The sequence below is a fragment of the Sphingomonas crocodyli genome (assembly GCF_004005865.1).
Taxonomy (GTDB): Bacteria; Pseudomonadota; Alphaproteobacteria; order Sphingomonadales; family Sphingomonadaceae; genus Rhizorhabdus; species Rhizorhabdus crocodyli.
Map to the genome: position 1 here is coordinate 992,627 of NZ_SACN01000001.1, position 20,584 is coordinate 1,013,210.

Here is a 20,584-nt window from a genome sequence, read left to right on the forward strand (position 1 = left end):
GTACTGGCAAGGATCGCATCGCGGCAAAGCGGCATATCCAAATGGCGCGATCGGCGGACCGGCATCATCCCGCCGCTTCATACTTACGTCTAAGGCAAGCGGCGCGTTTACCGAATCCACATATCGCATCGCGCATAAGGCAGCGTTTGTAATCGTGTGCCGGGGTTCGGGCGTTGCGTTGGGTATCGAAAGGCCAGGGATTTCTTCAGCGCCTGCGGAAGGACGTCCGCGGGAACGTGCTGGTGATCAGCGCCATGACGATGGTGCCGCTGATGGCCTTCTCCGGCTGTGCGGTCGATACCGCGCGCATGTATTTCGTGAAGATGCGGTTGCAGCAGGCGTGCGACGCCGGGGTGCTGGCGGGCCGCCGCTTCATGACCGACACGTCGATGGCGAACACCACGCTGGATTCGACCGCGCAGGCGCAGGCGAACGCCTTCTTCGCCAATAATTTCCGCACCGGCTGGTTCGGGGCGAAGTCGGTCGGCTTCACCCCGACGAAGACCAGCGAGGCGCAGGTCGCCGGCACCGCGGTCGCGATCGTGCCGATGACGATCATGTCGATGTTCGGCGTGCCCGCCCAGCAGATCAACGTCGCGTGCGAGGCGCGCTATGACGTCGCCGACACCGATGTCCTGTTCGTGCTCGATACCACCGGATCGATGGCCTGCCTGCCGCAGGACGACGACGTGACGTGTAACAACTATGTCCGCGATGCCGGCACGACGAGCTTCTCGCGCCCCGCCGACGGCAATGGCAGCGGCAATGTCAGCACGGTCGGTTATCCGGGCTCCACCGGCTTCTATGTGCCCGAAAAGAGCGGGTCGCGCATGGCGGCGCTGCGTACAGCGGTGCTCAGCTTCTACGATACGCTCGCGTCGGCGGCCGATCCTTCGACCAACATTCGCTATGGCTTCGTCACCTATGCGTCATCGGTGAATGCTGGCAAGGCGATCATGCAGATGTCGCCTGCTTATATGGTCGGCGGCAGCGGCAATGCGAACAAGGTCTGGAACTACCAGAGCCGTTTGCGCAACGGCAGCAACTGGACGTACCAGCAGATGAGCTACGACGTCAGCATGTTCGTCAGCCAGACCAGCGTGACCGACCCGAGCAAGACCAGTGGCAACAGCAGCTGGCCGGGCTGCATCGAGGAACGCTTCACCACGTCCGGCACGACATCGTTCAGCCAGTCGAACCTGCCGAACGACCTCAATCCCGATCTGATCCCGACCAGCGATATCCGCACCCAGTGGAAGCCGGCCTGGTCCGACGTCGTCTATATTCGCAACGCCGTGGCATCCTCGTCGGCCGGTGAGTTGCTGGCGACCGCCACCGGCTATGGCGGTCCGGCGGCCGTCGCATGCGGAAAGCCGGTGTCGCGTCTGAAGACGATGACGCGCAATCAGGTGTCCAATTACGTCAACGCGACGGACTTCCGCGCGCTGGGCGGCACCTATCACGATATCGGGATGATCTGGGGCACGCGGATGTTGTCGACCAAGGGCATCTTCGCGTCCGACAACGGCCCGTGGCCGGGCCATAACGCCACCAACAAGGTGATCGTGTTCCTGACCGACGGCGATATGTCGCCGAACTATACGGTGTACGGGGCCTATGGCGTCGAATATTTCGACCGCCGGATTTCCAAGACGACCGACCTCGATAGCGCCACGCTGAAGGCTTATCACAACGCCCGTTTCCTGGCCGAATGCACTGCAGCCAAATCGCGCAATATCAGCGTGTGGACGGTTTCGATCGATTCCGCGGCGACGAGCGAGATGACCAAGTGCGCGACCATCCCCGCGCAGGCGCTCTACAGCACCACCGGCACCGGGCTTGCGGACGCCTTTGCGGCGATCGCCAAGCAGGTTGCGATGCTCCGGATCACGCGATGATCCGGCGCATCTCCGGCGATCTGCGCGGTGCGGCGGCGATCGAGTTCGCGCTCGTCGTCCCGTTCCTGCTGCTGCTGATCATGGGCCTGTGCGAACTGGCCTATCAGGGCTACATCCAGTCGATCCTGACGGGCGCGGTCGAAAAGGCGGGTCGCGACAGCACGATCCAGGGTGCGGACATCGACACGATCGACGATCAGGTGCTGACGCAGGTTCAGCAGGCGGCGCCGCGTGCCGTGTTCTCCACCGGCTTTCCCTCGCGCAAAAGCTATACGACCTTCGGCAATATCCAGCCCGAGCCCTTCACCGACCTGAACGGCGACGGCGTTCGTCAGATCGGCGAATGCTATACCGACATCAACAACAACAAGGCGTGGGATGCCGATCCCGGTTCGACCGGCGCGGGCGGCGCCAGCGACAGCGTCGTCTATACCGTGACGATCAGCTATCCGCGCCTGTTCCCGCTTGCGGCGTGGATGGGCTGGACGGGGCCGCAGGTGCTGACCGCGACGACCACGCTCAAGAACCAGCCTTATGGAACGCAGGTGATCACCGCGCCGACGACGGTGTGCACATGAGACGCGCACTCACCCGTATCGCGCGACGGCTGCACGACGATCGGCGGGGCATCTCGACGATCGAGTTCGCCTTGTCGGTGCCTCTGCTGCTCGTCGCGGGCGGCTATGGCATCGAGATGACGAACTACGCCATCGCCAATGTCCGCGTCAGCCAGGCGGCGCTCGATCTGGCCGATCACGCCTCGCGCGTGGGCGCGGCGACGTCGCTGTCGATCACCCAGTTGCGCGAAGTCGACATCAACGACGTGCTGCAGGGCGCGCGGATTCAGGGCGATGCGATCAACCTGACGACCTATGGCCGCGTGACGCTCTCCAGCCTCGAATATGTCAAGCAGAGCTATGACAGCGCGGCGGTGCAGCGCATCCACTGGCAACGCTGCGTCGGCAAGATCAGCGGCACGGGCTATGACTCGAGCTACGGCACGACGTCGGCCTCGGCGGGGACCGATGCGACCGCGGGGACCGCGGGCACGCTGGCGCCCACCGGCATCGGCGATCCGGGCTTTCAGGTGAGCGCGCCGCAGGGTGCGGGCCTGATGTTCGTCGAGGTGAACTACAATTATCAGAGGCTGTTCGGCGGCCTCTTCATGAAGCCCCAGAAGATCCACCACGTCGCCTCGCTGATCGTTCGCGACCGGCGTGATTATTCGCAGATCTTCAACCCGTCGCCCACTGCCACGCGCGCGACGTGCAACGTGTACACGGCCTAAAGCTTCAGCGCATCCTCGGTCTCGACCAGGATGTTCCGCACCGAGTTGAGATCGAGCAGATAGGCGCTGCTGCGCACGCGTTCCTCGCAGAGGAAGGCGGGGCTGTTCATTTCGCGCTCCATCGTCTCGCGATCGTCGAAGGCGAGTTCGACGATCGCGTCGGCGTCATAACCATCGAGCGCGCCGTCGACGGGGAAGCAGCCTTCATAATGGCGCAGGCCCGGCAATAGCGATCGGACCAGCGGGACGTGCGTTTCGCGCCAGTAGGTGCGGAATTGCTCAGGTGTCAGCGCCGGGTTGCGGCGGAGGAGCGAGATGATCTTGATCATTGCGGCGCGTCTCCGGGGCGGTAGCGTGCGGTGACGTGGCCGGCGAGGTCGGTCGGGTAGAAGTAGATCGGGCGCAACTGCCCCTCGGCATAGCGGCCGATCTGGTCGGCAAAGTGCGGGGAGGCGGGGTTGCCGCTCTGCCCGCCCGCCATCACTGCGCTGGCCTTCACGCGGGGGCCGAACTCGACGATCGCGACGAAGCTGTTGCCGCTGGTGCCGTAATAACGCTTCGTGCCCGGCCAGCGTTTGGCCCCGAACGAGGCGAGCGTGCCCCATTGCGCCGAGGTGAAGGGCACCGGCATTGACGGCGCGGCATCGTCGAAATGCGGCTTGATCGCGGCGTCGAGCCGCTGGAAGCGGTTGATCTCGCGCCACGGCGTCTGCCAGTTGCCGAAGTCGCTCGTCAGCCGATTGGCGGCTGCCTGCAGCGCCGCCAGCTTGTCCTCGGGCGTGACGCGGGTGGCGATATAATCGGGCACGTTCATCGACTGCGCCTTGGCGAAGCTGCCGACCTCCTGCCACAATTCGTCGCCCCAGAAGACGGCGAGGCTGGTCGCGGTGGAATCGTAGCCCCAGCGATGGTCCCAGCCCTTGAGCAAAGCGATCGGCTCGGCCAGCGCGCGGCGACGCGGGCTGTCGGCGGGCAAGGCCTCCCACGCCTTGATCAGATCGGGCAGGAGCCGCGCAAAGGCGGGTAGATAGGAATCGAAGGCGGCATCGCGCAGGCTTTCCGCCGTCCAGCCGCTTTTCCCGTTCAACACGATATCGGCATGCGCGCTGCGGGCGTTCATGCCCGTCTGATCCATGTAGCGCGGAAAATCGGCCGCGCGCGGGCTGCCGGGGCCGACCGCGTTCCACGGCCCGTCATTGGTGTTGTAGGCCCAGCCGCTGTTCGGATCGATCACGCTGGGCAGGGTGGGCAGGCTGTGCAGCCCCTTCCAGTCGGTCGCCGGATCGCTGCCGTCCACCGGCTTGCGATAGTCGAAGCGATCGTCGCGCAGCGGCATGAACTGCGGCATCAGGAAAGCGATCTCGCCCTTGCTGTCGGCGAACAATGTATCGTTCGAAGAGTTGGCCTTGCGCTCGGCGACCTTGATGTAGCTTTTCAGGTCGGTCGCCTTGGTGCGCAGATAGGATTGTTCGAGCGCGGGGATCGGCTTCCACATCAGGGCGGTCGCGATCCATTTGCCGTCCTTCGCGGCGACGACCGGGCCGTGATGCGTGCGCCATGTCGTGAAGCTGCGTTCCGCCATCGTGCCGTCGGGCTGGCGATAGCGGATGACGATCGGCTTGCTCGTCACCGCCCGCGTCTCGGCGCCGTAGCGGTAGGTATAGCCGTCGCCCTTGTGCGCCACCCGCTCGGCAAACTCGTCGATATTGTCGACGGTAGAGGATGTGTGCATCCACCCCGCCTTCGCGTTGAAGCCCTGATAGATGAAGAACTGGCCCCAGGTGCTCGCGCCATAAGCGTTTAGCCCCTGATCGCTGGTCATCTGCGCTTCGGACCGGAAGTAGAAGCTGGTGTGCGGATTGATCAGCAGCAGCGCGTGGCCATCCTTCGTCAGCTTCGGCGCGATCGAGATACCGTTGGATCCGGACGGCTCGCGCGGGATCATACCCAGTTCCTCAGGGCTGGGCGGGGTCGGCTGGCCATAGAAGGTCTTGAGTTCGGTCAGCGAGATACGCTCGATATCGCCGCCGATGCTGCCTTCGGTGAAGCTCAGCGCCATCCACGGTTCGAAGCGGGTCAGCACTTTGGGCTTCGTTTCGGGATGGGTCGCGAGGTAGAAATTGAGGCCGTCCGCCCAGGCGTCCATCAGCTTGCGCAGCCAGACGGGGCTCTTGGCATATTGCGCCTTCAACTCGGCATCGTCGACGAACAGGCGCTGGCGCAGATCGGCCCAGATAGCTTCCTCGCCCTCGGCTTCCGCCGTGCGGCCGAGCGCGGTGAGATAATTCGCCTCGATCCGCGGAAAATCATCCTCGGCCTGCGCATAGATCAGCCCGAACACCGCATCGGCGTCAGTGCGCCCCTTGATATGCGGGATGCCCCAGTCGTCGCGCGTAATCGTCACCCGCGCGGCTGTCGCTTTCCAGCGTCCCATGTCCGGGGCGGGCGCCGCGGCGGTGGTGAGCAGGGCGATCGGGATCAGCAGGGCTGGAAGCGTCTTCATGAAGCGAGCGTAACGACGCTTGTCGCGCCTGCCCACAGGTTTCGCTTTGGCCGCGCGCCGCTTTTACGTTAGCGGGGCGTCGAACATCGCCAAGGGCAGGGGAACGACGATCAGCATCACCGATCCGGGCAGGCGCCGCCATCCCGCGCTGCTCCCCATAGCCGCCTTGCTCGTCCTGCTCGCCGCCTTCGCATCTTTGGGGTTTGGCGCGGTCTCGATCGCGCCGGCGCGCGTGATCGCGGCGTTGACCGGGCAGGGCGACTGGATCGCGCGGACGATCGTGATCGACCTGCGCGTGCCGCGCATGGTCGTCGGACTGCTGGTCGGTGCGATGCTGGGTCTCGCGGGCGCGGTGCTGCAGGGTTATTTGCGCAATCCGCTGGCCGAACCATCGGTGCTGGGCGCGTCCAACGCGGCGGCGCTGGGCGCGGTGGCGGCGCTCTATTTCGGGCTGTCCGAAGCCCATGTCGTCGTGCTGCCGCTGTTGGCGATCGCCGGGAGCCTCGGTTCGCTCCTGCTGCTGTTCACGCTCGCAGGCCGATCGGACAGCAGCCTTACGATGATCCTCGCCGGCATTGCGGTGTCGACTTTGACGGGGGCGGGGATCAGCCTGGCGCTTAACCTGTCGCCCAATCCCTTTGCGGCGATGGAGATCATGAACTGGCTGCTCGGATCGATCGAGAACAGGTCGGTCGAACATATCTGGATCGCCTTGCCCTGCATCCTGATCGGCATGGCGCTGCTGCTGGTCGACGGGCACGCGCTAGACGCGCTGTCGCTGGGCGACGATGCGGCGCGATCGCTGGGCTTCGATCTGCGGATGACGCGGCTGCGCATCCTGCTCGGCACGGCGATCGGTGTAGGCGGCGCGGTGGCGGTATCGGGGGCGATCGGGTTCGTCGGCCTGATCGTGCCGCACATCGTTCGCCCGCTGACCGACCGGACCCCGTCTGCGATCCTGCTGCCGTCGATGATCGGCGGCGCGGCCCTGCTCACCTTCGCCGACGTGCTGGTGCGACTGGTGCCGACGACGAATGAATTGAAGCTGGGCGTCGTTACTGCCTTCCTCGGTGTGCCGGTCTTCCTTGTCCATCTGCTGCGGGAGCGGCGCCTGTGGTGACGGTTGCGATCGAAAGTCTGTCGGTGGCGCTTGGCCAGCGGACGGTGGTGCAGGGCGCCACCGCCGAATTGCGGCCCGGCGAACTGATCGGCGTGGTCGGCCCCAATGGCGCGGGCAAGTCCACGTTGGTGCGCGCGATGCTGGGCCTTGTGCCGGCAGCGGGCGGGCGCGTGCTGCTCGACGGGCGCGATGTGGCGGGGCTGTCGCCGCGCGATATCGCCCGGTCGATCGCCTATCTGCCGCAGGGGCAGATCCTGCACTGGCCGCTGGCGGTCGAACGGCTGGTGGCGCTGGGGCGGCTCCCACATCTCGCGCCGATGTCGGGCATGAGCGCGGCGGATCGCGACGTGGTGGCCGACGCGCTCGCCCGCGTCGATGCGGGGCATCTTGCCGGCCGTATCGCGACCGAGCTTTCGGGCGGCGAGCGTGCGCGGGTGATGCTGGCACGCGCGCTGGCGGTCGGGGCGCCGGGGCTGGTGGTGGACGAACCGCTCGCCTCGCTTGATCCCGGCCACCAGATCGACGTGATGGAATTGCTGGCGCGCGAGGCGCGGGGCGGGGCCTTGGTCGTCGCGGTGCTGCACGATCTGACGATGGCCGCGCGCTATTGCGATCGGGTGCTGCTGCTGGACGAGGGCGCGATCGTGGCGGACGGCGCGCCTGCGCAGGTGCTCGACGCCGAACGGCTGCGCGCAACCTATGGCATATCGGCGATGATCGACCTCGACGGCGCCTCGCCGATGGTGGTGCCGCTGGCCAGAATCTAGCGGAGTATCTAGCTGGCGCTGTCCATCGCGAAGGCGACCAGCGCCTTGGCGGCGAGCGCCAGTTGCGGATCGAGGCTCGCGGCTTCGATGCTCTCGGCGGCGAGGCTCAGATCCTTCTGGCCGATGCCGGTCTGGCTCCTGAGCAATTCGGTGCGCTGCGGGCTGGCGGCCGCATCTCCCGCGATCCGCGCGTCGAGCAGCGACTGGACCGGCGGCGTCAGATTGCCGTTGGCCTTCAGGATCGCGCGCAGCTGATCGAGTTTCACGCCATTCGCCGCCGCCATCGACGCGGCCTGCATGCCCACGACGATGTGGGTCCAGGTGATCATATTGTTGGCGACCTTGGCCGACACGCCCGCACCCAGCGGCCCCATATGCTGAATGTCGGTGGAAAAGGCGTCGAGCATCGGCCGCGCGCGGGCGAAATCGGCCTCGCTGCCGCCGACGATCGAGACGACGAACCTGTCATCGTCGGTCATCCGCGTGCGCGATACGGCGGCGTCGATCACGCCGATGCCGCGCGGCGCCAGTTCGTCGGCGATCGCGCGCACCGTATCCGCGCGGATCGTGCTGTGGATGACGATCAGGCCGCCGGGCGCGATCCCCGCCGCCGCGCCGTCTTCGCCGAAGATCGCGCTGCGCACCTGTTCGTCGTCGCGTACGCAGATGCCGACCAGCGCCGCACCGCTCGCCGCGTCTTTTGCGGAGGAGGCGAGGCGGGCGATACCGCTGAACGCCTCGATCGCGGCGGGGAAGGGATCGTAAACCGCCAGGTCGAAGCCCGCCTTCGCGATCAGCCGCGCCTGCGGGGCGCCCATGCTGCCCAATCCGATGAACGCGATTTTGGTCATGACGTGACGATTCCCTTCGTCGATCCGGTCCGGATCATGGCGGTGAGCATGGCGAGGCCCAAAGTCGCCGCCATGACGGCGATGGCGAGCAGGGCGGCGGAGGTGCCGGCGCGGTGGTTGATCCATTCGAGCGCGAACTGGGTCAGGAACGGGCTACCGAAATAGACGCCCTTGACCAGCCCGATCATCGCCGCGCGCCGGTCCGGCGGCGACAGCTCGATCGTGTAGAGCGAGAGATTGGGGGTGAGCAGGCCGACCCCGATGCCTTCGAGCACCAGCCCCGTCGCAACCCCGCCGGGCGTGGTCGCCGACGCCATGACCACGAGGCCCAGCGCCGACATCAGCCCGCACAGCATGAACACGCCCCGGATCGAAAGGCGCCTGCGAACGATGCCGTAGGAAAAGGCCGCAGCCCCGATCAGCAATGTGTTGGGCAGCGCGTAGAAGGCGATGTCCTGCGCCGATTCCAGCCCCACTTCGCGCAGGCGGAACGGCCAGTAGAGCGAGGTGCCCGTCGCCAGCGTTCCGGCCGCGACGCCCAGCAACAGCGCCGCGCCCGGCACGCGGCCGCGCGGCGTCGCTTGCTGCGGCGTGGCCTGCTTCGCGGTGCGCGGCACGCCGACCAGCAGCAGGATCAGGCAGGGGAAGGCCGTCGCATAAACCGCGAACGCCTCACGCCAGCCCAGATCGGCGAGCATGCCCGTGATCGGATTGAGCGCGACCACCACGAAGGTCGCGAGCGCGCCGTTGATGCTGAGCCAGCGGCTCTGCGCGGAGCCGGCGAAATGATCGCCGATCAGCGCGATGTAACCGGTCGAGATCGTCCCGACCATCAACCCCACGATGAAGCGGCCGAGGACGAGTTGCCAGAGCGCGTCGGCCAGCGCCATCCCGCAGCCGACCAGCCCGAAGATGATCGTCGCGGCGGCCAGCACCGGCGGGCGCCCGTGCCGATCGGACAGCCAGCCGCCGATCGGCGCGCCGATCATCATGCCAAGGCCGGTGGCGGTGGCGACCATCTTGATGAACAGGCCATTCTCGCCATTGCCGAAGGCGTCGGCGATGCCCGGCAGCATCACCGATATCGTGCCCAGCGCCACGCCCGGCAGCACCCCGCCCAGCGCGATCGCGGTCTTGCCCGCGGCGTTCATCGGCGAATGGCTCAAAATGACGGCGGTTGTACCGGCGCGCCGCTCTGCACCTTCGCGATCACCTGTTCGGACGCCATCATGCATACCGACGCATTGGGAAAGCCGATATAGGGCAGCGCCATCAGGACGACGCCGCGCAGCTCGTTCGCGTCCATCTCCCCATTGCGCAGCGCGCATTCGGCGTGGATCGTGAACATATCCGCGCGGCCATGCGACAGGAGGCCGCCCAGGATCACCATGCGCTTGTCGCGCATCGAAAGCTGTTCGATCCCGCCCCAGAAATCGTTGAACATCTTCATCGTCATGCCGCTGAACCCCTTGGGGTCGATTTGCGGCGGCTGCGGCACGACGCCGCGATAGCAATCGTCGAACACGGCCTGGCCGCGTGCGATCATGTCCTGTTCGGTGGGATTATGGTCGGCCATGCAACACCTTGGGAAAGGGCCCGGCGGGAGGGCACCCGCCGGGCCAGGGAGATCAGAATTCCACCGCCAGATCGACGCCGTAGGTGCGCGCGCGCTCATAAAGCGCCGAGCCGACGGGACCGAGGCCGACGAACTGGATGATGTCGTCATTGTCGAGGATGTTGCGCCCCCACACCGCGACGGTCGCCTTGGTGCTGCCGAGGTCGAAGTCGGTCAGCGCGACGCGCCCGTTGACGATCCACGCAAACGGCTTGGTCGCGGCCTTCACGAGGACCGGATCGGCCTGCGAGGTCGGGCCGGTGCCGGGGGTGAGATCCGATGTGAGCGAGTTCTTGCTCTGGAAGTTGCCGTCGACGCGGAACATCATGTGGCCGCCCGCGATGATCGGCGCGGTTTCATATTGCGCCGAAAGATTGCCAGTCCACTTGGGCCGCGCAAACTCGCGATAGCCGGGCGCGCCCGACTGGAGCACGAAACCGCCGGTGCAGCTTGGCCCCTGGCATCCGATCCCGCCGAACACGGTGTCCTGATCGAACTTGAAGTGCAGGTAGCCGAAGTTCGCGCCCAGCGTCAGGCCGTCGACCGGAATGAAGGTATTTTCCCATTCCGCGCCATACGCCTTGGCATCGGCCGAGGAGATGATCGCGACCGAGAAGGGGAAGGCCGCCGGCACGCCCGAAATCGTGCCCGACGTGTTGTACTGGATCGCCTTATACTTCACGTCGAAGACCGACAGGTTGGTGCGCAGGCGCCGATCGAGCAGATCGGCCTTGATGCCGGCTTCCCAAGACTTTGCGGTTTCGGGCTGGAACGGGATCGTCGCCAGCTGACCGCCCGAAATATAGCCAGTCGAATATTTGGCGTAGGTCAGGATGCCGTCGACCGGCCGATAGTTCACGCCCACCAGGAAGTTCTGGTGCGAGCTGCGATAGCGGATCGGTGAGATCAGGCGCGGCAGCGCGGGATTGGTCGGCTGGTTGGGCAGATATTCGTTGCCCTTCTTGCGGTCCTTGGTGATGCGCCCGCCGAGAACGAGGTCGAGCCGGTCGGTCAGGTGGAATTCGGGCTGCACATAAACCGCGTTCGAATTGACCTTGATATTGCCGGGCTGGAAGCCGGGATTTTGCGGGATCACGAAGGCGGTGCCCTGCGCGCTCGTCCCCTGGCCGTAGAAGGCGGTCAGGATGTTCGTGTTGAACACGTCGTTGAGACCGCCGGTCTGCTGGAACATGTGGAAATAGAGGTAGCCGGCGGTGATCGTGAACCAGTCGGTGTTGATGTTGACCTGAAACTCGTTGCTCCATTGCTTCAGGTTGTTGAACGAGTTGTTGGTCAGATAGGCGAAGGGCTTGCCCACGCTCTGCAGGCACGACGTCGACGGGACGGGCGCAAGGCAGGCCTGACCCGGATTGCCGCCCGGCAACCAGGCCGGCGGTACGATCGCGGTCGCCGACACCGGAACCGCCGGCGTGTTGAGCAGGCCGCCCAGACCGTCGAGTTGGAAGGTGTTGTAAAGCCGGGTCGTGCGGCGGGCGAGGATGTTCTTCACCGACACCGTATCGTTGATCTGCCACTTCGCGGTCAGGTTGTGGCCGACATTCTTTGAATAACCGGGCGTGGTGAAGTTGTTGTTGACCGCCTTGGGCCGCTTGAGCGTGACCGGGGTGCGGGTCGCCGCGCTCTGCGCCGCATAGAGGCCGGACAGGAAGCCGGTCGGGAAGTAAGCGACGCCGGCGGCTTCGGGGGTGAAGTCGTTCTGCGAATAATCGAACTTGTAGATCAGATCGAGATCGGGGTGCAGATCGAGCTTGGCGGCGGCCGACACCGCCTCGACATTCTCGTCGCCCAGATATTTGGGTGACGTCTTCACGCCGATCTTGCCGCCGGTCGCGGGGCCGTAATCCCAACGCGTGCTCGCGCCCAGGTTGCGCGTGTCGCCGCGCCGTTCCTTGTGCAGATAGGTAGCCGACAGGCTCAGCGGGCCGAATTGCGGCAGATCGACACGCGTGCGCGACCGGATCTGATCGTAATTGCCGTAGGTGAACTCCTGCCGCACGCCAAACTCGCCGGTCGGGTTGCGCGTGATGAAGCTCACCGCGCCGCCGGTGGCGTTACGGCCGAACAGGGTGCCTTGCGGACCCTTCAGCACTTCGATCCGCTCGAGATCGGCGGTTTCGAACACCGAACCGGCGGTCGCCTGAATATAGACGCCGTCGATATATAGCGCGACGCCCTTGTCGGTGCCGACCGCCGAACCGCCGGTCAGGATGCCGCGCAGCGTGTAGTTGGGAAGCTGCGAACCGCCGCCCGACGGACGGACCGTCAGGTTGGGGACGACCGCGCTCAGATCGCGCACGTCCTGCACACGGTTCGCCTGCAGTGCGTTGGCGGTCATCGCGGTGATCGAGATCGGCACGTTCTGCAGATTCTGCTCGCGCTTCTGCGCGGTGACGATGATCTCTTCGACGCCGGTGACGCGGTTGTCGTCCGCAGGCGCGCTCTGCGCAAAGGCGGGTGCTGTGACGGCGGCTGCCGCCGACGCGAGGAACGCGACACGAGTCCTGTTCAGAATCTTCATAAAATCCTCCCCTCCATCGCGCTCGCTCCGGTGGAACGGCGCTTTCTCCTAAGGTTCCGTGCTGCGTCTTGATCGCGTCAGCATCGGAGCGATTCGTTTTCGAATCGATTCAATTATCTCTTTGCATCGCAAAGCGCGCTGCATCTGGCAACCGTCTGTGAAAGGCCGGTTGCCGGGCAATGCATAAAACAGAACATACGTCAGTTAAAGTCGCGCTTTTTGCGACACCGTTTTTCCGGTCCTGCCGCAAGCGCGTGAAACGATATTGTGAACCGGTTCAGTTGCGCGATAGAGGGCGCGCATGTTGAAGCCCGCTGCCCGCCCTGCCGGTCGCCCCCGCCGCCTGACTCTCGAACGCGTGCTCGACGAAGCCTGGGCGATGGGCATCGACAATATCGAAATGGCGCCGCTCGCCCGGCGGCTCGGCGTCGCGGTCGGTACGCTCTACAGCTACGTCAACAATCGCGAACATCTGATCTTCCAGGTCGCGTCGCGGCGGGCGCAGGCGATGGTGGTCAAGGATGTCGGCCAGGAATGGCAGGACATCATCCGCGAACATGCAGCACTCACCTTCGAACGGATGCGCGGCTGGCCGCAGCTGATCGCCAATCTCGTGTCGGGCAATGCCGGCACGCATTTCGGCGCGGAGACCCGCCGCGTGATCGTCGATCTGCTCCACACGCGCGGCTTGTCGAAGCGGATGGCGAACGATCTCTATTTCGAAACCAACCAGACGGTGCTGGGTGCGGTCGTCGCCACGCAGTTCATGGAAACGACGCTGGTGCCGCTGGCCGAAGGACGAAGCTCGGCCGAGGCGTTCGGCATTCCGGCGGGTTTCGGCAGCTACGAACCCGCGCTCGAACGGATGATCGCCTGTTATGAAGGCTTGCTGGCCGGCTGACCGCCGCGCAGCGCCTGCACCAGCAGCACCAGTTCGGGCAGCCGCCTCGTCCCCGTCTTGGCGTAGATCCGGCGCATGTGCGTCTTGAGCGAATTGGCGCCGATGCCCAGCCGGCCATGCGCCTCGGCGCGGGTTACGCCGCCCGCCATGACGCGCAACGCCCGCAATTCGGCCGCCGTCAGGCCATATCGCGCGGCGAGTTGCCGATCGAACGGATCGTCGCGGACGAAGGCAGGCGCCAGCCGGTCTTCATCATAGAGGATCACCTGCAGCCCGCGTTTCGCCTGAAAGGGGGAGAAGCGCCGGACGTCTTTCGCGAAGGCGCGGCGGAGGTGCGGGCCGATCCGGTCGAACAGGTCGACATCGTCCTCGCTGAAATTGGGCGCACCCGTGCTGCGAACCGCGAACAGCCGCACGCGGATGCCAGCAATGTCGACGTCGATCATCACGCCGTGGCCCAGGCTTGTCAGCGCGCTCTGTTCGCGGAACCAGCGTGCATGCCGCAATTGCGGTTCGGGGACGATATCGGTGAAGCGCCGTGCCGAGGGGAAGCGCGCGCCGGTGACGAGGCCGGCGCCCGGATCGTCGGTCATCGGCAGCAGCTTGTCCATCAGCCTGCGCGAGATCGACCGACCCGATCGGACGAGCGTGTGCGTGAGCATCAGATCGTCGGCGTCGTAGATCGTCACCCCGGCGCCGGCCGCGCCCACCGCGTCGCGGATCAGTTCGAACATGTGCGACAGCGATCCGCCCGCGGTGCCCGCGTCGTAGATTCCGCTGATCAGAGCGTCATATCCGTCCATATCGAACATCGCAGATATCACCCTTAAGGGTGACGACGCGCTTGCGCCAGCATGACAAGCATCGCCCCGACAGACCCGCCGGCACAGGCGGGCGATATCAAGAGGAGCCAGCGATGTCCGATATGGAAACCCAGCTTCAGCAATTGCTCGACAAGCAGGCGATCACCGAACGCATCTACGATTATGGCCGCTCGATGGACCGGCTCGACAAGGAACTGGGCTATGCCGTATTTCACGCGGATTGCCCCGCCGATTATGGCGAGCAGATGTTCGTCGGGACGGGCCACGGCTTCGTCGACATGTGCATGTCGGTCCACCCGCACTTCCACGCCCATTCGCACCAGTTTTCGAACATCCGCATCTGGATCGACGGGCCGGACAAGGCGCGCAGCGAAACCTATGCCGACGTCACCCTGCGCCGTTACGAAGGCGACCAGGCGCAGGATATCCGCAACCTCGGCCGCTACATCGATCGCTGGGAGAAGCGCGATGGCGAATGGCGCATCGCCGAACGCAAGTTCGTGCTCGATTTCGACGTGAGCGGCCCTGCGACCGGCGCCTTCGCCACCACCGGCAAGCGCGACCGCACCGACCCCAGCTATTTCGGCAATTAAGGAGAGACTCCCTCATGGCATCCGTTCTCGAACCGTTCGATCTCGGCCCGATCCGCCTCAACAACCGCCTCGTCATGGGGCCGATGACGCGCGCGCGCTGCCCAACCGGCACGCCCAACGCGATCATGGCCGAATATTATGCGCAGCGCGCCTCGGCCGGCCTGATCCTGACCGAAGGCGTGTGGCCGGAGATCAACGCGCAGGGCTATTTCTCGACGCCCGGCATCGAAAATGACGAACAGACCGCCGGATGGAAGGCCGTCACCGACGCCGTCCACGCGCGCGGCGGCAAGATCTTCATGCAGTTGATGCACTGCGGCCGCGTCGGCGATCCGGTCAACAATGGCGGGCACCAGCTGGTCGCGCCCTCGGCGGTGCAGGCCGATTTCCAGATCCTGACGGTCGGGGATGACGGCAACGTCCAGCTCGTCCGCATGGCGATGCCCCGCGCGCTGGAAACCGACGAGGTCGACGGCGTCCTCGACGGGCTGGAGCGCGCGGCGGTCAACGCCAAGGCGGCGGGCTTCGACGGGATCGAGTTGCACGCGGCCTCCGGCTATCTGCCGATGCAGTTCCTGTCGACCAACACCAACCAGCGCGACGACAAATGGGGCGGCACCCCCGAAAAGCGCACCCGCTTCACGATCGAGGCGATGGAGCGGCTGTTCAACGTGTTCGGTCCCGAACGCACCGGCATCAAGATCGCGCCGGGCATCCTCTACAACGACATCAACGATGCCGAGGTCGAGCCGACCTACGACCTGCTTGTGCGCAAGCTCGACGCGATGAAGCCCGCTTATCTGCACTTCCAGACGAGCCTGTCCTACCAGCACCTCAACGAATTCTCGACCGTCGCCAGCACGGAGGGCCAAGTCGAGGTGTGGCATCACTGGCCCTACCAGTTCCTGCGCGATCGCTTCACCGGACCGATCATCGCCTCGGGCGATCTGACGTTGGATCTGGCGCAGAAGACGCTCGACGCCGGCATGGCCGACCTGTTCGTCTTCGGCCGCCGCTACATCTCGAATCCCGATCTGTTCGAACGGTTCAAGGCGGGCGCCGACCTCGCCGATCCGAACCAGATGACGATCTATGGCGGCGCCGAGGCGGGCTATACCGACTATCCCGCAATGGCCGGCTGAGCCGGGCGATGAAAGCCGCTTTCATGCTCGACAAGGCGATCCACGTCGGATCGCTGGCCGATCCGACGCCGGGTCCGGGCGAGGTGCTGGTGCGCACTTGCGCGTGTGGAGTCTGCGCGTCGGATCTCCACGTCCTGCATCATGGCGAGCTGCTGACGCAGTGGTCGCGCGAGGTGAACGGTCCCTTCAACATGGACCTGAGCAAGCCGGTGGTCCTCGGCCACGAATATGTGGGCGAGATCATCGATTATGGCCCCGATACGCAGCGCACGCTGAAGAAGGGATCGCTCGTCACCTCCACGCCGGTGCGGTTCACGGCGGCGGGGCCGGTGGGCGTCGGCCTCGCCAACGATGCGCCGGGCGGGTTCGGCGAATATATGGTGCTGCCCGAAATGCTGCTCCAGCCGATCCCCGATGCTCTGGGCGTCGATATCGGCGCGATGGCGGAGCCGGTGTCGGTCGGCATCTATTATGTGAAGGCGGCGCGGGTGACGGCGGACGATACCCCGCTCGTCATCGGCTGCGGGGCGATCGGCCTCGCGATGATCCTGGCTTTGAAGCTTACCGATGCCCGCCCGATCATCGCCGCCGATTACAATGCCGATCGCCGCCGGATGGCGCTCGCGATGGGCGCCGACATCGTGATCGATCCAGCCGAAACCTCACCCTATGAAGCGCCGAAGGGGTTCGAGGGGCGGGTGCCCAACGTCATCTTCGAATGCGTCGGTGTGCCGGGCGTGATGGACGGGATCATCCGCGCCTGCGCCCCGCGATCGCGGATCATGGTGTCGGGCTGGTGCCTGGAAATGGACCACATGTTCACCCCCGCCGCGCATACGAAGGGACTGAGCCTCCATTATGGCGGCGGGCCGATGCCTGATGATTTCGCGGCGGCTGTCCGCGCGTTGGTCGACGGCAGGATCGATCCGACCCCGTGGCTCGGCGGTCGCGTCGGCCTCGATGGCGTTGCGGGCGCGATCGAGGGCGCCCGCAATCCTTCCAACCCGATCCGGATGATCGTCGATCCGCGGCTGGGTTAGCGCAAAGTCAGCCCCTTCATGTCGCCCTCATCGCGCCACTTCTTGAGTAGCGCGTTGAAGGCGGCGGCGCCGGGGGCGTAGCTTTCGGCCCAGATCGTCACGCCGCCCTTGCCCTCATTGTTGTAATAACCGGGCGTGCAATTCTCGTAGAATTCGGGCGGGCGCTTGTTCGACGCGCGGATCTCGTCGAGCCAGCCCTGCTCGGCTTCGGCAGTTGGTTCGATCACCGTCGCGTCGCGCTTCTTCGCTTCGGTCAGGATATAGGCGAGGTGCTTGGCCTGATCGTCCACGGTGGTCGTATAATTGGCCGCGACCGCATTCTGCCCCTGGCCGATATAGAACCAGTTGGGGAAGTTGTGCGCGGTCAGGCCGTGGAGCGTGCGCATCCCCGCGCCCCAATGATCCTCCAGCATCACGCCGTCGCGGCCCTTGACCGGGAAGGTCACGCGCTGGCCGACCTTGCCGATCACCTGGAAGCCGGAGGCGTAGATGATCAGATCGACCGGATATTCCTTGCCGCCCGCGATCACGCCCGTCTCGGTAATCTCGGTGATCGCATTGTCGCCGCTCGCGTCGACCAGCGACACGTTCGGCCGGTTGAAGGCGTCGAGGAACTCGTCGTTGAAGGTCGGTCGCTTGCAGAACAGGTTATACCAGGGTTTCAGCTTTTCGGCGGTCTCCGGGTCTTTCACCGTGTCGTCGATCCGCTGGCGCCGGCCGTTCATCACCTGAATGTCGGCCATCATCGCGCGCTTGCCAATTTCTTCGGGCGTTTCGGGATGCGCGGGCTTGCCTTCGCGCAGGATGCGGCCGGTCTCGGTCCATCCGTCGCGTATCTCGCTGTCATCGCACAGCCCGGATGCTGCATCGAGGAACAGGGCGCGGCGATATTCCTGCCAGCCGGGTTTCTGCGCCTTATACCAGTCGACATCGGTCGCGTGATTGCCGCGCACGCCGACCGAGGATGGCGTGCGCTGGAACACGGTCAGCTGCTGCGCGGTCTTCGCGACGCGCGGGATCAGCTGGATGCCGGTCGCGCCGGTGCCGATCACGGCGACGCGCTTGTCACCAAGCTTGTCCAGATCGGCATGGGTGTCGCCGCCCGTATAGGCATAGTCCCAGCGGCTGGTGTGGAAGCTGTGGCCCTTGAACGTCTCGATACCCTTGATGCCCGGCAGCTTGGGCCGGCTCACCCGCCCGACCGCGAGCATGAAGTAACGCGCCGAAAAGCGGTCGCCGCGATCGGTGTTCACCTGCCAGCGTTGCGCCTTCTCATCCCAATGGACGTCGGTAACGGCAGTCTGGAAGCTGGTCTTCGGATAGAGATCGAAATAGCGGCCCAGGAACTGCGAATATTCGAGGATCTCATCGCCATAGGCATAGCGATGCTTGGCGACGTAACCCGTCTCCTCCAGCAGCGGCAGGTACGAATAGGATTCGATGTCGCACTGCACACCGGGATAGCGGTTCCAATACCAGGTGCCGCCGAAGTCGCTGGCGAGATCGAGGATTCGGACATCGTCGATCCCCGCTTCCTTGAGCCGCGCGGCGGTCAGCAGCCCACCGAAGCCCGCGCCGACGATCAGCACCTCGACCTCGGCGATGATCGGGTCGCGCTCGATGCGCGGCGTTGCATTGGGATCGGTATCGCCGAAGCGGGCGAGTTCGCCGACCGCGTCGACATATTGGCCGTTGCCCTTCGCATCGATGCGCTTGTCGCGCTCGGCGCGGTAGCGGGCGAGGATGTCGGCGGGGCTTTCGGGGCTGATCGTAGCCATTTTCTCTCTCCTATGCGGCGGGGGCGAGCGCGGCCTTCAGGCCGGCGGTCGCGCGATCGAGGGCGTCGTCGGCTTCGGGCAGGATGCCGAAGGTGCTGACGAATCCGTGGAAAACACCCGGATAGACCTTGGTGTCGACGGGCACGCCCGCCGCCTCCAATCGGGCGGAAAAGGCGAGGATGTCGTCGCGTAGTGGATCGCATTCGGGAACGATGATCGTGGCCGATGGAAGCCCCGCCACGCTCTCCGCCCGCAGCGGTGAGGCATTGGGTTCGGCCCTGCGTGCGGGATCGGGCGTGTAGGCGCCGATGCACATCGCCGAGAAAGCTTCGTCGAGCATATAGCCGCCGCGTCCGAACTCGCGCTTGGACTCGGTCTCGCTGGCCAGGTCGAGGCCCGGATAGATCAGCATCATGTGCCGGATCGCCGGACCACCTCTATCGCGGGCGTTGAGCGAGGCGACGATCGAGAGCGTGCCGCCCGCGCTATCGCCGCCGATCGCGATGCGGCTGGTATCGATCCCATACTTGCCGCCCTCACGCGCGACCCAGCCGAGCGCGGCGATCGCATCCTCGACCGCCGCCGGATAGGGATGTTCGGGCGCCAGCCGATATTCGACCGATGCGACCGCACACCCGGCCTTGCGCGCGATCCGGTGGCACAGCCGGTCGTAATTGTTGACCGTGCCCGACACGAAGCCACCGCCATGCATGAACAGCAGGACGGGCAGATCGTCCTCGCGCTCGGCGGGGCGATAGAGGCGCACCGGCACGCCGTCCGCATCCACATCCTGCGCGACGATATTGTCCTCGCCCGTCGGCGGCTGGCGATTGGCGACCAGATATTCGCGGAAGGCGACCGGGCCGAGTTCGGCCCAATTGTGCTCGCCCGCCATACGATCGACCAGCATACGGCTGAGCGGCGTCAGCTTGTCCATCATCCTCTCCGACTCGTCTATATTTTTAAAGCATGCTATATTTTTGTAATTGGCCGGCAAGAGGCAAATTGCGGGGAGGGATTTGGCATCCTATGGTCAGGCGATGAGCGAAGCGGCTGTGGGGCGTCGGGAGAGCGCGAAAGAGGGACGGCGTCAGGCGCTGGTCGAAGCGACGCGCGCCAGTTTGACGAGCGGCGAATTCTCGATGCGCCGCGTCGCCGAGCTCGCGCAGGTATCCGAAGTCACCCCTTATAATCTGTTCGGATCGAAGGCGGGGCTGCTCGCCGCGCTCTACGAACGGATGATCCGCGAAAGCGAGACGCGCCTGCCTGCGGCGGGGCAGGCCGATCCGCTGGCGCGCGTCTTCGCCGCGATCGATGGCTTCCGCGACAATCTGGCCCGGCATCCGGCTTTCTACCGCGCCTTCTTCGCCGCGCGGCTCGAAAGCCGGGGCGGGCGATCCTATGCGACCACCAGCGATGCGGGCGTCGATTACTGGCACCGGCTGATCGGTGCGGCGATCGACGTGGGGCAGATCCGGCCCGGCCGATCGGCCGACGTGCTGGTGCGCCACTTCATTCATCTGCTGAGCGGCGCGGTGCAGGAATGGATCGATTCCACGGTCGATCCCGACGAATGGCGCGCATTGGTCGCGCACGGCTTCGCGTTGGTCGCGCTGCCATTGGCATCGATTGAGGGCGCCACCATCCTGCGCCGCGAGATGGCGGATGCCGCGCGCGGTTTGCGGCCGATGGGGGAAAGGCGCTAGAGGGCCTCCCCGGATTGGG

19 protein-coding genes are annotated in these 20,584 nt (G+C 65.4%); 10 read left to right on the plus strand and 9 right to left on the minus strand.

Features of this window, described 5'->3' with window-relative positions; genetic code table 11:
• The first annotated feature begins 242 nt into the window (after window positions 1-242).
• Genes EOD43_RS04600 through EOD43_RS04610 form a run of 3 tightly spaced genes read left to right on the plus strand, consistent with a single transcriptional unit; the run spans window position 243 to window position 3,186 of the window.
• Window positions 243-1,898: a Tad domain-containing protein gene (locus EOD43_RS04600; RefSeq protein ID WP_240653080.1), complete on the plus strand. Its 1,656-nt coding sequence runs from the start codon at window positions 243-245 to the stop codon at window positions 1,896-1,898.
• Entirely contained in the window at window positions 1,895-2,476 is a 582-nt protein-coding gene (locus tag EOD43_RS04605; RefSeq protein WP_127741508.1) for a TadE/TadG family type IV pilus assembly protein, read from the plus strand. Before EOD43_RS04600 ends, EOD43_RS04605 begins: the two co-directional genes overlap by 4 nt.
• Complete coding sequence (locus EOD43_RS04610; protein WP_127741510.1) at window positions 2,473-3,186, plus strand: TadE/TadG family type IV pilus assembly protein; 714 nt, start codon at window positions 2,473-2,475, stop codon at window positions 3,184-3,186. Before EOD43_RS04605 ends, EOD43_RS04610 begins: the two co-directional genes overlap by 4 nt.
• Here the strand turns inward: EOD43_RS04610 and EOD43_RS23535 are convergent.
• Window positions 3,183-3,515 (minus strand): EthD domain-containing protein, encoded by a 333-nt coding sequence (locus EOD43_RS23535; protein ID WP_164857089.1) that lies wholly within the window; start codon window positions 3,513-3,515, stop codon window positions 3,183-3,185. The genes EOD43_RS04610 and EOD43_RS23535 overlap by 4 nt on opposite strands.
• Window positions 3,512-5,689, minus strand: a complete 2,178-nt coding sequence (locus EOD43_RS23540; RefSeq protein WP_164857090.1) for a penicillin acylase family protein — start codon at window positions 5,687-5,689, stop codon at window positions 3,512-3,514. The genes EOD43_RS23535 and EOD43_RS23540 overlap by 4 nt, the downstream gene beginning before the upstream one ends.
• A gap of 115 nt (window positions 5,690-5,804) precedes the next feature.
• Here EOD43_RS23540 and EOD43_RS04620 point away from each other — a divergent pair, with 115 nt between their 5' ends.
• Together EOD43_RS04620 and EOD43_RS04625 are read left to right on the plus strand one after the other, a co-directional pair.
• Window positions 5,805-6,809 (plus strand): FecCD family ABC transporter permease, encoded by a 1,005-nt coding sequence (locus EOD43_RS04620; RefSeq protein ID WP_127744626.1) that lies wholly within the window; start codon window positions 5,805-5,807, stop codon window positions 6,807-6,809.
• Window positions 6,803-7,576, plus strand: a complete 774-nt coding sequence (locus EOD43_RS04625; RefSeq protein ID WP_127741514.1) for an ABC transporter ATP-binding protein — start codon at window positions 6,803-6,805, stop codon at window positions 7,574-7,576. The genes EOD43_RS04620 and EOD43_RS04625 overlap by 7 nt, the downstream gene beginning before the upstream one ends.
• A gap of 8 nt (window positions 7,577-7,584) precedes the next feature.
• Here EOD43_RS04625 and EOD43_RS04630 read toward each other — a convergent pair whose 3' ends face one another.
• The 4 genes from EOD43_RS04630 to EOD43_RS04645 are packed head-to-tail and all read right to left on the minus strand — an operon-like array spanning window position 7,585 to window position 12,581.
• Window positions 7,585-8,427: an NAD(P)-dependent oxidoreductase gene (locus tag EOD43_RS04630; protein ID WP_164857091.1), complete on the minus strand. Its 843-nt coding sequence runs from the start codon at window positions 8,425-8,427 to the stop codon at window positions 7,585-7,587.
• Complete coding sequence (locus tag EOD43_RS04635) at window positions 8,424-9,578, minus strand: MFS transporter (RefSeq protein WP_164857092.1); 1,155 nt, start codon at window positions 9,576-9,578, stop codon at window positions 8,424-8,426. Before EOD43_RS04635 ends, EOD43_RS04630 begins: the two co-directional genes overlap by 4 nt.
• A gap of 11 nt (window positions 9,579-9,589) precedes the next feature.
• Window positions 9,590-10,003, minus strand: coding sequence for a carboxymuconolactone decarboxylase family protein (locus EOD43_RS04640; RefSeq protein ID WP_164857093.1), 414 nt, complete (start codon window positions 10,001-10,003; stop codon window positions 9,590-9,592).
• Between the two features lie 52 nt (window positions 10,004-10,055).
• Window positions 10,056-12,581, minus strand: a complete 2,526-nt coding sequence (locus EOD43_RS04645; RefSeq protein WP_127741522.1) for a TonB-dependent receptor — start codon at window positions 12,579-12,581, stop codon at window positions 10,056-10,058.
• A 301-nt stretch (window positions 12,582-12,882) separates the two neighbouring features.
• On the opposite strand from EOD43_RS04645, the gene EOD43_RS04650 reads away from it, so the two are divergent.
• A complete protein-coding gene (locus EOD43_RS04650) occupies window positions 12,883-13,482 on the plus strand; it encodes a TetR family transcriptional regulator (RefSeq protein WP_127741524.1) in 600 nt (199 codons plus the stop codon).
• On the opposite strand, the gene EOD43_RS04655 is transcribed toward EOD43_RS04650, so the two are convergent.
• Window positions 13,458-14,294 (minus strand): helix-turn-helix transcriptional regulator, encoded by an 837-nt coding sequence (locus EOD43_RS04655; RefSeq protein ID WP_127741526.1) that lies wholly within the window; start codon window positions 14,292-14,294, stop codon window positions 13,458-13,460. The genes EOD43_RS04650 and EOD43_RS04655 overlap by 25 nt on opposite strands.
• Before the next feature lie 104 nt (window positions 14,295-14,398).
• Here EOD43_RS04655 and EOD43_RS04660 point away from each other — a divergent pair, with 104 nt between their 5' ends.
• The 3 genes from EOD43_RS04660 to EOD43_RS04670 are packed head-to-tail and all read left to right on the plus strand — an operon-like array spanning window position 14,399 to window position 17,081.
• Window positions 14,399-14,899 (plus strand): nuclear transport factor 2 family protein, encoded by a 501-nt coding sequence (locus EOD43_RS04660; RefSeq protein ID WP_127741528.1) that lies wholly within the window; start codon window positions 14,399-14,401, stop codon window positions 14,897-14,899.
• Between the two features lie 14 nt (window positions 14,900-14,913).
• The gene (locus EOD43_RS04665) at window positions 14,914-16,041 is read left to right on the plus strand and encodes an alkene reductase (RefSeq protein ID WP_127741530.1); all 1,128 of its coding nucleotides are present in this window, start codon (window positions 14,914-14,916) and stop codon (window positions 16,039-16,041) included.
• Window positions 16,042-16,049: 8 nt separating this feature from the next.
• On the plus strand, window positions 16,050-17,081 hold the full coding sequence (locus EOD43_RS04670) for a zinc-binding dehydrogenase (RefSeq protein WP_127741532.1): 1,032 nt from the start codon (window positions 16,050-16,052) through the stop codon (window positions 17,079-17,081).
• Here the strand turns inward: EOD43_RS04670 and EOD43_RS04675 are convergent.
• Window positions 17,078-18,859, minus strand: a complete 1,782-nt coding sequence (locus tag EOD43_RS04675) for a flavin-containing monooxygenase (RefSeq protein WP_127741534.1) — start codon at window positions 18,857-18,859, stop codon at window positions 17,078-17,080. The genes EOD43_RS04670 and EOD43_RS04675 overlap by 4 nt on opposite strands.
• A gap of 10 nt (window positions 18,860-18,869) precedes the next feature.
• Window positions 18,870-19,796, minus strand: coding sequence for an alpha/beta hydrolase (locus EOD43_RS04680; RefSeq protein ID WP_127744627.1), 927 nt, complete (start codon window positions 19,794-19,796; stop codon window positions 18,870-18,872).
• A 103-nt stretch (window positions 19,797-19,899) separates the two neighbouring features.
• On the opposite strand from EOD43_RS04680, the gene EOD43_RS04685 reads away from it, so the two are divergent.
• Entirely contained in the window at window positions 19,900-20,565 is a 666-nt protein-coding gene (locus EOD43_RS04685) for a TetR/AcrR family transcriptional regulator (RefSeq protein ID WP_127741536.1), read from the plus strand.
• Window positions 20,566-20,584 lie beyond the last annotated feature (19 nt).